A 12,941-nucleotide genomic window follows, 5' to 3' on the forward strand; every position below is an offset into this window, starting at 1 on the left:
GGAGCGGACTTCGTCCGCGATGCTTGGGGTTAGGCGTTTCTGCGCCGCTTCGGCGTGTGCTGAAGGTTTGTGTTTCGCCCCCTCGGGCGACCTACTTTGCCAAACGACGCAAAGTAGGCAAAGGTCTCTGCCCCATCATCCGGCCCCGGCTTCGCCGGGGTTCCCTCGCTCCATCGGAGTGTCAGGGGCACGCCGCGAAGGGCCATCCATGGCCCATCGCGGCTCTCGCGGCATCCATGCCGCTCAACCCCTGAAACTCCGATTCCACTCGGCCTCCTGGAGGGGCGCTCCGGTGAGCGCGGAGGTTTCTCTGGAAGTCGTTGAATCCAGAGCCACAGTGATGCGGTGCGCACGCTTTCAAGGGAAAGGCAGGGGCGCCTTCCCCTTACCGCGAAATCCCTCGCGGAGAAATCCGCGCTGACAGGGATTCACCCGGGGTAGCCGCCAACCTGTAGCAACGAGCCACGCCCGCGATCCGCCGGCAAGGCCGGCGCCAGGCCTGGTTCGCGAGCATGGCTCGCTCCTACAAAAACGGACCGACGTTTCAGTCCTTCTTGCTCTTCTTCGAACTCCCGTAAGCCGCCTCCAGTGCATCGTTGATGGTCTTGAGCACCTTCACCCGCGCATAGCGCTTGTCGTTGGCCTCGATCAGGGTCCAGGGCGCGATCTCGGTGCTGGTGCGATCGACCATGTCCCCCACCGCGTCCACGTACTGATCCCACTTGTCGCGGTTGCGCCAGTCTTCCTCGGTGATCTTGAAGCGCTTGAAGGGAATCGACTCGCGCTCCTTGAAGCGCTCCAGCTGGGTCTCCTGGTCGATGGACAACCAGAACTTCACCAGCACGATGCCGTAGTTCGTCAGTTGCTCTTCGAAGTCATTGATCTCCGCATAAGCGCGCAGCCAGTCGGCGTCACTGGCGAAGCCCTCGACCCGCTCCACCAGCACACGCCCATACCAGGAACGGTCGAAGATGGTGAACTGCCGGCGCGCCGGGATGTGCCGCCAGAAGCGCCACAGGTAGGGCTGCGCACGCTCCTCCTCGGTAGGCGCGGCGATCGGCACGATGCGGTATTGGCGCGGGTCCAGCGCGTCGGTGACGCGGCGGATCGCGCCGCCCTTGCCGGCGGCGTCGTTGCCTTCGAACACGGCAATCAGCGAGTGGCTACGGAAACGCTTGTCGCGCATCAGCGTCGCCAGCCGCGCCTGCTCCTTGGCCAGTTGTTCCTTGTACTGGTCCTTGTCCAGCTTCAGGCCAAGGTCCAGCGCATCCAGCAGGCCCTTGTTATCCAGGCTGGAGACCAGCGGCGCGGCGTGGGGCTGCGGAGTCGGGCGGTCCTTGCGCTTGAGCGCGGCCTGCAGGCTTTCGAGGATGGTGCGGCCAACCGTCAGGCTGCGGTAGCGCTCGTCGGAGCCTTCAACGATGTACCAGGGCGCATAGTCCCGGCTGGTGCGGCGCAGCACGCGCTCGCCGTAGCGCACGAACTTGTCGTAGACCTCGCTCTGCTTCCAGTCGATCTCGCTCAACTGCCAGCTGCGCGTCGGGTCATTTTCCAGTGCCTTGAGGCGCTCCTTGAGCTGCTTCTTGGAGAGGTGGAACCAGAATTTGAAGATCAGCGCCCCCTCGTCGGAGTACATCCGCTCGAAGCGCTCGGCATCGTTGATCAGGCCATCGAGCTGGCTGTCCTTGATCTCGCCGGTGACCCGCGCGTAGAGCATCTGGCTGTACCAGTTGCCGAAGAAGATGCCGGTCGTACCCTTGGGCGGCAGGCGGCGCCAGAAGCGCCACTGCGGCGGCCGCGAGAGTTCCTCGTCGGTGGGCAGCAGGAAGCTTTCCACCCGGATCAGCCGCGGGTCCATCCACTCATTGAGCAGCTTGACCGTCTCGCCCTTGCCGGCGCCCTCGATGCCGTTGATCAGGATGATCACCGGGAAGCGCGCCTGCTGCTTGAGCTCGTACTGCGCCTCGAGCAGGGCCTCGCGCAGTACCGCGACTTCCTTCTCGTAGGTTTCCTTGTCGATGGAATGACCGATCTCGGCGGATTCGAACATGCAGCTCTCCTTGATTCGAAGTGAATAAAAGGTAGCGGATGTGACGCAGGCTGTCTGCGCGGCGGATCGGCTAAACTGCCGCCTTCGTATCCCTGCCCTGCCTTCACATGCCAGACATCAGCAGCGCCCAGATCGACTGGGACGAAAACGGCCAGCCCACGTCCCGCCTCTATGACGACGTGTATTTTTCCCCCGTCTCCGGCATCGAGGAGACGCGGCACGTGTTCATCAACGGCAACCGCCTGACCGAACGCTTCGCCGCGCTGCCCGCTGGCGGGCGCCTGTGCATCGGCGAGACCGGCTTTGGTACCGGGCTGAACTTCCTCTGCGCCTGGCAACTGTTCGAGGCGCAGGCCCCGCTCGACGCACGGCTGCACTTCGTCAGCACCGAGAAGTACCCAGTGGCGCTGGACGACCTGCGCCGCGCCCTCGCCCTCTGGCCGGAACTGGCGCACCTGTCGGCACCGCTGCTGGAGCAGTACGTGGCGATCAACCCCGGCTTCCAGCGTTTCGTCTTCGCCGGGGGCCGCGTGGTCCTGACCCTGCTGGTGGGCGACGTACTGGAAACCCTGCCCGAGCTGGACGCGCGCATCGATGCCTGGTTCCTCGACGGCTTTTCCCCGGCGAAGAACCCGCAGATGTGGAACGACGCGCTCTATGCCCAACTCGCGCGCCTGTCCGCACCGGGCACGACGTTGGCCACCTTCACCAGCGCCGGCTTCGTCCGCCGTGGGCTGGGCGCCGCCGGCTTCAAGATTCGTCGCACCCTGGGTTTCGGCAAGAAATGGGAGATGTCCCAGGGCGAATTCATCGGGACCGAACAGCCCGCCAGCAAACCGTGGTATGCGCGCCCTGCCCGTCACACCGCGCGAGAGGCGCTGGTGATCGGCGGAGGCATGGCCGGTTGTGCCAGCGCCGCCAGTCTCGCCGCGCGCGGCTGGCAGGTGACACTGATCGAACGCCACGCGGGGCTTGCCGAAGAGGCCTCGGGCAATCCCCAGGGCGTGCTCTATCTCAAGCTGTCCGCCCACGGCACCGCGCTGTCGCGGTTGATCGTCAGCGGTTTCGGCCATACGCGCCGGCTGATCCAGCGTTTGCAGAAGGGCGAGGAATGGTCCGATTGCGGCGTGCTGCAACTGGGTTTCGATGACGCCGAAAGCCAACGCCAGGCCAAACTGGCCGAAGCCTTCCCGGCCACGTTGCTGCGCCTGCTGGACAAGGCCGAAGCCGAATCCATCGCGGGCGTCGGCCTGCCCGCCGGCGGACTGTTCTACCCCGAGGGCGGTTGGGTACACCCACCGGCGCTGTGCCGGCACCTCGCCCGGCATCCGAACATCCGTGTACTGACTGGCGAGGAAGTCCGCCTGCAGCGCGAAGCCGATGGCTGGAGTGCCTGGAACAGTGATGAAAAGCTCGCCAGCGCGCCCATCGCCATCCTCGCCACCGCGGCTGAAGTGCGCCGATTTGCAGGAGCCCAGACGCTGCCGATGAAGCGCATCCGCGGGCAGATCACGCGCATCCCCGTGACCGCCGACAGCGCGGCGCTGAATACCGTGGTCTGCGCCGAAGGCTATGTCGCCCCGCCGCGTCACGGCGAGCACACCCTGGGCGCCAGTTTCGAATTCAAACGAGACGACACTGAGCCATCATTGGAAGAACACCTGGGCAACCTCAACCTGCTCGCGGAGATATCCACAGACCTGACCGAGCGCCTGCACATCGCCCAACTCGACCCGGCAACCCTCCAGGGCCGCGCTGCCTTCCGCTGCACTACCCCGGACTACCTGCCACTGGTGGGCCCGCTGGCGGATCGCGATTCCTTTGCTCAGGCTTACGCGGTACTCGGCAAGGATGCGCGCCAGGTGCCGGAAACGCCCTGCCCCTGGCTCGACGGCCTGTACCTCAACAGCGCCCACGGCTCACGCGGGCTGGTCACCGCACCGCTGGCCGGCGAACTGCTGGCAGCCTGGATCGACGACGAACCGCTGCCCGTGCCGCGCGCCGTGGCCGAGGCCTGCCACCCGAACCGTTTCTTCCTGCGCGACGTCGTGCGCGGCCAGAAGAACTCCTGATTACCTCACGGTCCATCGACAGGACCGCGACCAGCCTCCAGAGCGGACCACCGACATGGATGCACTGCTGCTTGAATCCTCCGCCATCGGCCTGATCCTCGGGCTGCTGCTGGGCCTGACCGGCGCCGGCGGATCGCTGGTGGCCCTGCCGCTGCTGCTCAGCCTGCACCTGCCACTGCACGATGCCATCGGCGTCAGCCTCGGCGCCGTCGCCCTCTCCGCCGCCATTGGCGCAGTACCGCGCGCCCGGCAGGGCCAGGTGGCCTGGAAGCCGCTGTTCTGGCTGGTGATCACCGGCTGGCCGGGCAATGCCATCGGCCAGTGGCTGGGCAAGTTCGTGCCCGACGCCTGGCTGATCATCGGTTTCTGCCTGCTGGTGCTGTGGTCGGCGTGGCGCATGTGGCAAGGCTCCAGCCAGGCACGTGTGTCCGACCTGCCGACGCGCAATGGGCCGCTGCTGGGGGTCGGGCTCGCGGTGGGAATGCTGTCCGGCCTGATGGGTGTGGGCGGCGGCTTCCTGATCGTGCCGGGGCTGCTGTGGTTCACGCCGCTGTCGATGCTGGCGGCAACCGCGACCTCGATGGCGGTGATCGCGCTGGTGTCAGGTGGCGGCTTCCTGCTCTACCTCACCCACGCACAGCCGCCGCTGCCGTTGCTGGCCTGCCTGGCGGCGGGTGGCGCGCTCGGCGTGCTGTTCGGCAATCGCCTGGCCGTGCGCCTGGGCGGCGCGACATTACAGCGCCTGTTCGCGCTGATGCTGGTGGCAGTCAGCCTGTCGCTGGCTGCGCAGAAGCTCATGAGTTGAGCCTCAGAACTCCTCTTCTTCCTCGGTGCCGCTACCCGGCGTCTCGAACAGCTCGGCGGCGCGCAACAGCCCGGCGAGAATGGCGTGCTGTTCCCACTCCGGCAGCCCGGCAAAGCGCTCCAGGGCGTGCTCGGGCAGCAACGCCGGGCCATGCTTGAGCGCCGTGCGGCCGTCTGCGTCCAGGCTCAGCCACTGCTTGCGCCGATCATCTTCGTCGCGCCGCCGGCTGAGCAAGCCCTTGCTTTCCAGGCGGGTCAGCGCACTGGAGATGGACGACTGCGATAGCGCCACCTGCCGCGCCAACTGACCGGCGGTCATTTCCCCCTCCAATTCCACCACCTGCAGGATCAACAACTGCAGCGGCGTCAGTTCGCCATCGCGGCCCAAGCTCTTGGAGTGCACTTCCGCTGCCTGCTGCAGGCGCCTCAGGGCCTGCAGCATGGAGAGTGCGTGGGCGTTGCTCATCGAAGCCTTGCTGTCGGTCATCTCAGTCCACCTGCTGCTCCGTCATTTTTCCTCAATGAAATCAAATAGAACTCTCGCCGGATCGATGGGTCATCCCCTAAGGCGTCCGTGAGGCGCCACCCACTTCATCCCCAACGGAGATCCGGTAAGGACATGTGCGGAATAGCAGGAGAGTTACGTTTCGATAAACAGGCTGCGGACCTTGCCGCAGTCGAACGCATCACCCATCACCTGGCCCCACGAGGCCCCGATGCCTGGGGCTTCCACAGCGAAGGGCCGGTGGCCCTGGGGCACCGGCGACTGAAGATCATGGACCTGGCCGAAGCCTCCGGTCAGCCGATGATCGACACTGCGCTGGGCCTGTCGCTGGTGTTCAACGGGGCAATCTACAACTACCCCGAACTGCGCGGCGAGCTGGAAGCCCTTGGGTACCGCTTCTTTTCCGGAGGCGATACCGAAGTACTCCTCAAGGGATACCACGCCTGGGGTGAACAACTATTGCCACGCCTCAATGGCATGTTCGCCTTTGCCATCTGGGAACGCGACAAACGGCGCCTGTTCATTGCCCGCGACCGCCTCGGCATCAAGCCGCTGTACCTGTCGCAGACTGGCAAGCGCCTGCGCTTCGCCTCCAGCCTGCCGGCCCTGCTCAAGGGCGGTGACATCGACCCGGCGCTGGACCCGGTGGCGCTCAATCACTACCTGAACTTCCACGCCGTGGTGCCCGCGCCGCGCACCCTGCTGGCAGAGGTGCAGAAGCTGCCACCGGCCACCTGGATGACCATCGACGCCGAAGGCCACACCGAGCGCCAGCGCTGGTGGACCCTGGACTACGGCCCGCTGCCGGACGAGCGCGAGCTGACCCTGGACGATTGGGAAGACCGCCTGCTGACCAGCCTGCGCGATGCCGTAAGCGTGCGCCAGCGCGCCGCCCGCGAAGTCGGCGTGCTGCTTTCCGGCGGCGTCGACTCCAGTCTGCTGGTCGGTCTGCTGCACGAGGCCGGCGTCGAGGACCTGCTGACCTTCTCCATCGGCTTCGAGGACGCTGGCGGCGAGCGCGGCGATGAATTCCAGTACTCGGACCTGATTGCCAAGCGCTACGGCACCCGCCACCACCAGTTGCGCATCGACGAGAACGAAGTCATCTCGCAACTGCCGGCGGCCTTCCGCGCCATGAGCGAACCGATGGTCAGCCATGACTGCATCGCCTTCTACCTGCTTTCGCGGGAAGTATCGAAACACTGCAAGGTGGTGCAGAGCGGCCAGGGTGCCGACGAGCTCTTCGCGGGCTACCACTGGTACCCGAAAGTGGCCGGCGCGAAGGACCCATTGCAGGCCTATCGCGCCGCCTTCTTCGACCGCACTCACGGCGAGTACCTGGACACCGTGCGCGAAGCCCTGCGGGTAGAAGACGTGGCCAGCGAGTTCGTCCGCGAGCACTTCGCCCAGCCCGGCGCCCAGGACCCGGTGGACAAGGCGCTGCGCCTGGACAGCACCATCATGCTGGTGGACGACCCGGTCAAGCGCGTGGACAACATGACCATGGCCTGGGGCCTGGAGGCCCGCGTGCCGTTCCTCGACTACCGCGTGGCGGAGCTGTCGGCACGCATTCCGTCGCGCTTCAAGCTTGGCGACGGCGGCAAGCAGGTGCTCAAGGCGGCCGCGCGCAAGGTCATCCCCAGCGAAGTGATCGACCGGCCCAAGGGTTATTTCCCGGTGCCGGGCCTCAAGCACTTGCAAGGCAATACCCGCGCCTGGGTCAGCGAACTGCTGCTGGACCCGAGCCAGGACCGGGGGCTGTTCGAGACGGCAATGTTCGACCGCCTGCTCAGCGACCCGGCGACCGACCTCACCCCGCTGCGTGGTTCCAAGTTGTGGCAGTTGGCGGCCCTCAACCTCTGGCTGACGGAACAAGGCCTCTAGAGCCCGGCGGCGTCGGGTACGACGCCGCCTTTCCCTTCAGCCCAGGACAGATGCCTTATCAGGGAGCGCAAGATGAAACCCCATTCCAACCTGCCCCATCCACACAACCAGCGGCTGCTGCGCGGCCAGACCCCGACCTACGAACGGCTGCAGGCGCGCTTTGCCGGTGATCACACAGAGAGCCACGGCCCCCTGATCCTGCAATGCGGCTGGGGGCGCCTGCTGATCGGCCACACCTTCTCCAGCCCCGACAAGCTCGCTGCCGAGTTGCTCAACGAACAGCCCGGCGAACGCGACATCGCCCTCTACGTCGCCGCGCCGCAGCAGGTGTTGGCCCATGCCCCGCAGCAGCTCTTTCTCGATCCGTCCGACGCACTGCGCCTGTGGTTCACCGACTACCGTCCGGCACGCCGGCCCTTCCGTGGCTTCCGCATCCGCCGCGTACACAGCGATGACGACTGGGCGGCGATCAATCGCCTGTACCTCTCGCGTGGCATGCTGCCGGTCGATCCGTCCAACGTCACCCCGCGCCACCAGGGCGGCCCGGCCTACTGGCTCGCCGAAGACGCCGAGACCGGCACGGTGATCGGCACCGTCATGGGCATCAATCACGCCAAGGCCTTCCGCGACCCGGAAGGCGGCTCCAGCCTCTGGTGCCTGGCGGTGGACCCGCAGTCCAGCCGCCCCGGCGTCGGCGAGGCGCTGGTGCGCCACCTGATCGAGCACTTCATGAGTCGCGGCCTGGCGTATCTGGACCTGTCGGTGCTGCACGGCAACCAGCAGGCCAAGTCGCTGTATCGCAAGCTGCGCTTCCGCGAGCTGCCGACCTTTGCGGTGAAGTGCAAGAACGGCATCAACCAGTCGCTGTTCCTCGGTCCCGGCCCGGAGGAAGGCCTCAACCCGTACGCCAAGATCATCGTCGACGAATCCCATCGGCGTGGCATCGAGGTGCAGGTACAGGACGCCGACGCCGGCCTCTTCACCCTCACCCAGGGCGGCCGGCGCATCCGCTGCCGGGAGTCGCTGTGCGACCTCACCAGCGCGGTGAGCATGAGCCTGTGCCAGGACAAGACCCTCACCCACCGCGCCCTCGACCGGGCCGGCCTGCGTCAACCGCAGCAGCGCCTGGCGGGCAGCGCGGAGGACAACGCCGCGTTCCTCGAAGAACACCGCGCGCTGGTGGTCAAGCCAGTGGACGGCGAACAGGGCCAAGGCGTCGCCGTGGACCTGCGCACACCGGAGGAGGTGGAGAACGCGATCGTCCACGCGCAGCAGTTCGACACCCGCGTCATTCTCGAGAGCTACCATCCCGGCCAGGACCTGCGCATCGTGGTGATCGGCTACGAAGTGGTGGCCGCCGCCATTCGCCGGCCTGCCGAGGTGATCGGCGATGGCCGGCACAGCATCCGCAAGCTGATCGAGGCGCAGAGCCGTCGACGCCAGGCCGCTACCGACGGCGAGAGCCGCATTCCGCTGGATGGCGAGACCGAACGCACGCTCAGTGCAGCCGGCTTCGGTTACGACGACGTGCTGCCCAGTGGCCAGCGCCTGGCCGTACGCCGCACCGCGAACCTGCACACCGGCGGCACCCTGGAAGACGTCACCGAGCGCCTGCACCCGGCGCTGGCCGACGCTGCCATCCGCGCAGCGCGGGCGCTGGAGATTCCGGTCACCGGCCTCGACTTGCTGGTCACCGAGGCCGACCAGGCGGACTACGTGATCATCGAAGCCAACGAGCGGCCGGGCCTGGCCAATCACGAGCCGCAGCCTGTCGCCGAGCGCTTCGTCGACCTGCTCTTCCCGCTCAGCCGCGAATTGCTGCACCGCGATAATCGTGACCAGCCACACCCCAACGTGGAGGCTCCGGCATGACCCAACTGCCACAACCCGACCTGAATTATCTGCAACGCGTGTTGCTGGAAATGCTCGCCATCCCCAGCCCCACCGGTTTCACCGATACCATCGTGCGCTACGTTGCGGAGCGGCTGGAAGAAATCGGCGTGCCGTTCGAGATGACCCGCCGCGGGACCATCCGCGCGACCCTCCTGGGCCGGCGCAAGAGCCCGGACCGCGCGGTCTCGGCGCACCTGGACACCATTGGCGCGATCGTCCGCGAGATCAAGCCCAATGGCCGTCTGGCACTGGCACCGGTGGGCTGCTGGTCGAGCCGTTTCGCCGAGGGCAGCCGAGTCACGGTGTTCTGCGAGAACGGCGTGTTCCGCGGCAGCGTGCTGCCATTGATGGCATCCGGGCACGCCTTCAACACTGCGGTGGATACCCTGCCGATCAGTTGGGACCACGTCGAGTTGCGCCTGGACACCTACACCGCCAGCCGCGCCGACAGCGAATCCATCGGCGTGGCCATCGGCGATTTCGTCGCCTTCGACCCTCTGCCGGAGTTCACCGAGAGCGGCCACATCAGCGCCCGCCATCTGGATGACAAGGCCGGCGTCGCTGCGCTGCTGGCTTCGCTCAAGGCTATCGTCGAAGCCGGCCAGGTGCCGCCCATCGACTGCCATCCGCTGTTTACCATCACCGAGGAGATCGGCTCGGGCGCGGCCGGCGCACTGCCCTGGGACGTGAGCGAATTCGTTGGTATCGACATCGCCCCCGTGGCCGAGGGACAGAACTCCAGCGAGCATGCGGTGAGCGTGGCGTTGCAGGACTCCGGCGGGCCTTACGATTTCCATCTTTCGCGCCACCTGCTGCGCCTGGGCGAACGCCACGAGGTTGCCGTGCGGCGGGACCTGTTCCGCTACTACCACAGCGATGCGCAGTCAGCGATCACCGCCGGCCATGACATCCGCACCGCCCTGCTGGCCTTCGGTTGCGACGCCACCCACGGCTATGAACGCACCCATATCGACAGCCTGGCCGCACTGGCCAAACTGCTGACCGCCTACATGCTCAGCCCGCCAGTGTTCGACAGCGATGCTGAGCCCAGCGAAGGTGCGCTGGAGCGCTTCAGCAAGCAGTTGGAGCATCCCGTGCACATGGAAAGCACCACCCATGTGCCGCCAGTGGACGACCTGATCGACAGTGGCGACGGAGCTGACAAGGGCAAAGACGCCGACAAGCGCAAGAAGTGAAGCTGCACTCAGCGCAGCGCGGGACTACAATCCCGCGCTGCGATTTCGAGTACGATTCACGAGTAGCCAGCCATGCTGATTCCCTTCGAGCTCATCGAAGCCGACACCCTCAACAACCTGCTGGAAGACTTCGTCACCCGCGAAGGCACCGACAACGGCGATGACACGCCGCTGGACGTGCGCGTGGAGCGCGCGCGCCATGCGCTCAAGCGCGGCGAAGCGGTGATCGTCTTCGATCCGGAAAGCCAGCAGTGCCAACTGATGCTGAAAAGCGAAGTGCCCAAAGAGTGGCTGGAGGACTGAGTGACGGCTTTTCGTAGGAGCGAGCTTGCTCGCGAACCCTGCGCCAGTCGATTGCTCCCGCATCGCCTGGTAATCCGGTTCGCGAGCTAGCTCGCTCCTACAGATTGCGGCGCAACGCCGATGCCAAGCGGATCAGTAGAGCAGAAGGCATAACGCCACAGGCGTTATCCGCCGAACTCGACCCACCGGCGAAACATCAAGGCGCGAGCCTGGGCCCCAGCAGCACCACGCTGGCGCCAATCACGCAGAGTGCCACGCCGACCCAGTCGCTCCACAGCGGGCGACTCTTCTCGACGAAGGCCAGCCAGAACAGCGACGCAGCGACGTAGATACCGCCGTACGCGGCATAGGCGCGCCCGGCATAGTTCGCCTCGACGCGGGTGAGCAGCAGGGCGAAGACCGTCAGGCTGAGCAGGCCGGGAATGATCCACAGGGCGCTCTTGTCCAGCCGCAGCCAGAGGTAAAAGGCGTAGCAGCCGGCGATCTCGCAGAACGCGGCGAGGACGAACCAGAGGTAATTGATCATGGGGTTCTTTCCGTAACGGGCAGTGCGCTGGTCAGCCGCGCAGGCCGCCCTCGCGTTCCCAGGCGCAGCGCACTTTCAGTTCGCCTTCGCGCGGGCTGTGGAAGCCGTTCTCGGATTCCCAGCGGAAGGTATGGCTGCCGTTGACTTCAGTTTCCAGGTGCACCACCGCGCTGGCCCAGTACAGACGGCGCAGCAGGGCTTCGAACTGTTCGACCCAGAGTTTCCACTCGTACTCGATGGTCTGGTAGCTGGCGCCGAAATGGATCACCTGCGACTGGTACAGGCCCGCGCCTTCGGTCTCGCAGCGGCTGAACATCTCGCGGCCAAGGAACGGCCAGGCCTCGCCCATGGGCAGACTGTCGAGCACCTTGCGGTTGGCGGCGCGGCGCAGGCGGCGCTCCATCGAGTCGCCGGGCCAGTCGCGGATGCAACCATAGACGATGGATTCAGAATGCAAGCGGGTTCTTCCTTCAATGACACCGGAGCCTTCTAACACAGGCCTGACGATGCGCAAAGCACGAATCCCAAGCGTTGGGCGGTAGCCCGAAAAAGCAAAAGCCCCGCGAAATAAGCGGGGCTTTCACCGGGGTCCAACGTACATCAGCCAGGCAGGCCGGTGACTAAAACTAACCCTTTGCACCGGCCTGGGCAAGCCCTGTCTTTCAGTGCACTGAAAGGGGGCAAATTCCTTGTTCAGAACCTGCTTTACGATCTTGCGAGCCAGAAGAGCGGAACAAGGCGAGGGCAGCTGAGAAAGCGGAGTGGACACGCAGTCCATGAACATTTCTCAGCGGCACTCAACGCCGTTATGCCGACGCGCAGCAGATCGCAATCAGGTTCTCAGGTCAGGCTGCGGCGCTTGGCCTGCATCTTCTCCGCCATCTTCGCCATCTCGTCGTAGATCGCCTGCGGGTTCTGCTGCTTGATCTGCCAGGCCATGCGGCCCTGCTCGTGGGGCAGAATCATGAAGACGTCGCGGGCCACTTCCTGGTGGATGTAGTCGGCAATGTCGGCGGCGCTGATCGGCGAGCTTTCCAGCAGTTTCCCGACCTGGGTCTTCATTTCCGGGCTCGGGCCGCGGAAGGAGTCCAGCAGGTTGGTCTGGAAGAACGACGGGCAGACCACGTGGACCTTCACGTCCACCAGGCTGAGGTCGGCCAGCAGGCTTTCCGACAGCGCTACCACGCCGGCCTTGGCCACGTTGTAGTTGCTCATCGCCGGGCCCTGCATCAGAGCGGCCATGGAGGCGATGTTGATGATGCGCCCTTTGCTCTTTTCCAGTAGCGGCAGGAAGGCCTTGCAGCCCTTGACCACGCCCATCAGGTTGATCGAGATCTGCCAGTCCCAGTCTTCCAGCGACAGTTCGCTGAAGAAACCGCCGGAAGCGACGCCGGCGTTGTTGACGATGATGTCGATGCCGCCGAATTTCTCTTCGCAGGACTGCGCCAGTTGGGTCAGCTGACTGTAGTCGCGCACGTCGCAGCGCTGGGTGAAGCCGTCACCGCCGGCCTCGCGCACCAGCTTCAGAGTTTCCTGCAGGCCTGCTTCGTTGACATCGGCCAGCGCCAGCTTCCAGCCCTCGCGGGCCCAGCGCAGGGCGATTTCGCGTCCGAGGCCGGAACCGGCGCCGGTGATCATGATGCGATTTTGCATAGGGGAGGTCTGCCTTTTCTTGTCTTGTTCGGGACGGAGGATCGACAACGCTTTG

Annotated in this window: 11 protein-coding genes; 6 read left to right on the forward strand and 5 right to left on the reverse strand. The window is 65.6% G+C overall.

What is annotated here, in order from left to right; all coding sequences use genetic code 11:
- Positions 1–544: 544 nt before the first annotated feature.
- Positions 545–2,050: a polyphosphate:AMP phosphotransferase gene (gene pap / locus ACNFH5_RS09195; RefSeq protein WP_416745295.1), complete on the reverse strand. Its 1,506-nt coding sequence runs from the start codon at positions 2,048–2,050 to the stop codon at positions 545–547.
- 107 nt (positions 2,051–2,157) lie between these two features.
- Here pap and mnmC point away from each other — a divergent pair, with 107 nt between their 5' ends.
- Together mnmC and ACNFH5_RS09205 are read left to right on the forward strand one after the other, a co-directional pair.
- A complete protein-coding gene (gene mnmC / locus ACNFH5_RS09200; RefSeq protein ID WP_416745296.1) occupies positions 2,158–4,122 on the forward strand; it encodes a bifunctional tRNA (5-methylaminomethyl-2-thiouridine)(34)-methyltransferase MnmD/FAD-dependent 5-carboxymethylaminomethyl-2-thiouridine(34) oxidoreductase MnmC in 1,965 nt (654 codons plus the stop codon).
- Positions 4,123–4,177: 55 nt separating this feature from the next.
- The gene (locus tag ACNFH5_RS09205) at positions 4,178–4,927 is read left to right on the forward strand and encodes a sulfite exporter TauE/SafE family protein (protein ID WP_416745297.1); all 750 of its coding nucleotides are present in this window, start codon (positions 4,178–4,180) and stop codon (positions 4,925–4,927) included.
- A gap of 3 nt (positions 4,928–4,930) precedes the next feature.
- Here the strand turns inward: ACNFH5_RS09205 and ACNFH5_RS09210 are convergent, their stop codons facing one another.
- The gene (locus ACNFH5_RS09210) at positions 4,931–5,413 is read right to left on the reverse strand and encodes a MarR family winged helix-turn-helix transcriptional regulator (protein WP_416745299.1); all 483 of its coding nucleotides are present in this window, start codon (positions 5,411–5,413) and stop codon (positions 4,931–4,933) included.
- Positions 5,414–5,545: 132 nt separating this feature from the next.
- On the opposite strand from ACNFH5_RS09210, the gene ACNFH5_RS09215 reads away from it, so the two are divergent.
- The 4 genes from ACNFH5_RS09215 to ACNFH5_RS09230 all read left to right on the forward strand — a co-directional run bounded on the left by ACNFH5_RS09215 (position 5,546) and on the right by ACNFH5_RS09230 (position 10,707).
- Entirely contained in the window at positions 5,546–7,315 is a 1,770-nt protein-coding gene (locus ACNFH5_RS09215) for an N-acetylglutaminylglutamine amidotransferase (RefSeq protein WP_416745301.1), read from the forward strand.
- A 72-nt stretch (positions 7,316–7,387) separates the two neighbouring features.
- Positions 7,388–9,187 carry an N-acetylglutaminylglutamine synthetase gene (gene ngg / locus ACNFH5_RS09220; protein WP_416745303.1) on the forward strand — a complete coding sequence of 600 codons (1,800 nt, stop codon included), beginning with the start codon at positions 7,388–7,390 and terminating at the stop codon, positions 9,185–9,187.
- Positions 9,184–10,404: an osmoprotectant NAGGN system M42 family peptidase gene (locus ACNFH5_RS09225; protein WP_416745305.1), complete on the forward strand. Its 1,221-nt coding sequence runs from the start codon at positions 9,184–9,186 to the stop codon at positions 10,402–10,404. Before ngg ends, ACNFH5_RS09225 begins: the two co-directional genes overlap by 4 nt.
- Before the next feature lie 72 nt (positions 10,405–10,476).
- A complete protein-coding gene (locus ACNFH5_RS09230; protein WP_081520251.1) occupies positions 10,477–10,707 on the forward strand; it encodes a YheU family protein in 231 nt (76 codons plus the stop codon).
- Between the two features lie 196 nt (positions 10,708–10,903).
- On the opposite strand, the gene ACNFH5_RS09235 is transcribed toward ACNFH5_RS09230, so the two are convergent.
- From ACNFH5_RS09235 to ACNFH5_RS09245, 3 genes are all read right to left on the reverse strand, one after another.
- On the reverse strand, positions 10,904–11,233 hold the full coding sequence (locus tag ACNFH5_RS09235; RefSeq protein WP_138215220.1) for a YnfA family protein: 330 nt from the start codon (positions 11,231–11,233) through the stop codon (positions 10,904–10,906).
- Between the two features lie 31 nt (positions 11,234–11,264).
- Complete coding sequence (locus tag ACNFH5_RS09240) at positions 11,265–11,690, reverse strand: hypothetical protein (RefSeq protein ID WP_017522014.1); 426 nt, start codon at positions 11,688–11,690, stop codon at positions 11,265–11,267.
- Positions 11,691–12,073: 383 nt separating this feature from the next.
- On the reverse strand, positions 12,074–12,886 hold the full coding sequence (locus tag ACNFH5_RS09245; RefSeq protein ID WP_416745308.1) for an SDR family oxidoreductase: 813 nt from the start codon (positions 12,884–12,886) through the stop codon (positions 12,074–12,076).
- Between the last annotated feature and the right edge of the window lie 55 nt (positions 12,887–12,941).

Origin of the sequence: Pseudomonas sp. NY15435, assembly GCF_048068295.1 — a bacterium.
Taxonomy (GTDB): domain Bacteria; phylum Pseudomonadota; class Gammaproteobacteria; order Pseudomonadales; family Pseudomonadaceae; genus Pseudomonas.

Bases quoted from the DNA above. Each gene is read 5' to 3' on its own strand.
- pap (WP_416745295.1), bottom strand. From the start codon at position 2,050: ATGTTCGAATCCGCCGAGATCGGTCATTCCATCGACAAGGAAACCTAC.
- mnmC (WP_416745296.1), top strand. From the start codon at position 2,158: ATGCCAGACATCAGCAGCGCCCAGATCGACTGGGACGAAAACGGCCAG.
- ACNFH5_RS09205 (WP_416745297.1), top strand. From the start codon at position 4,178: ATGGATGCACTGCTGCTTGAATCCTCCGCCATCGGCCTGATCCTCGGG.
- ACNFH5_RS09210 (WP_416745299.1), bottom strand. From the start codon at position 5,413: ATGACCGACAGCAAGGCTTCGATGAGCAACGCCCACGCACTCTCCATG.
- ACNFH5_RS09215 (WP_416745301.1), top strand. From the start codon at position 5,546: ATGTGCGGAATAGCAGGAGAGTTACGTTTCGATAAACAGGCTGCGGAC.
- ngg (WP_416745303.1), top strand. From the start codon at position 7,388: ATGAAACCCCATTCCAACCTGCCCCATCCACACAACCAGCGGCTGCTG.
- ACNFH5_RS09225 (WP_416745305.1), top strand. From the start codon at position 9,184: ATGACCCAACTGCCACAACCCGACCTGAATTATCTGCAACGCGTGTTG.
- ACNFH5_RS09230 (WP_081520251.1), top strand. From the start codon at position 10,477: ATGCTGATTCCCTTCGAGCTCATCGAAGCCGACACCCTCAACAACCTG.
- ACNFH5_RS09235 (WP_138215220.1), bottom strand. From the start codon at position 11,233: ATGATCAATTACCTCTGGTTCGTCCTCGCCGCGTTCTGCGAGATCGCC.
- ACNFH5_RS09245 (WP_416745308.1), bottom strand. From the start codon at position 12,886: ATGCAAAATCGCATCATGATCACCGGCGCCGGTTCCGGCCTCGGACGC.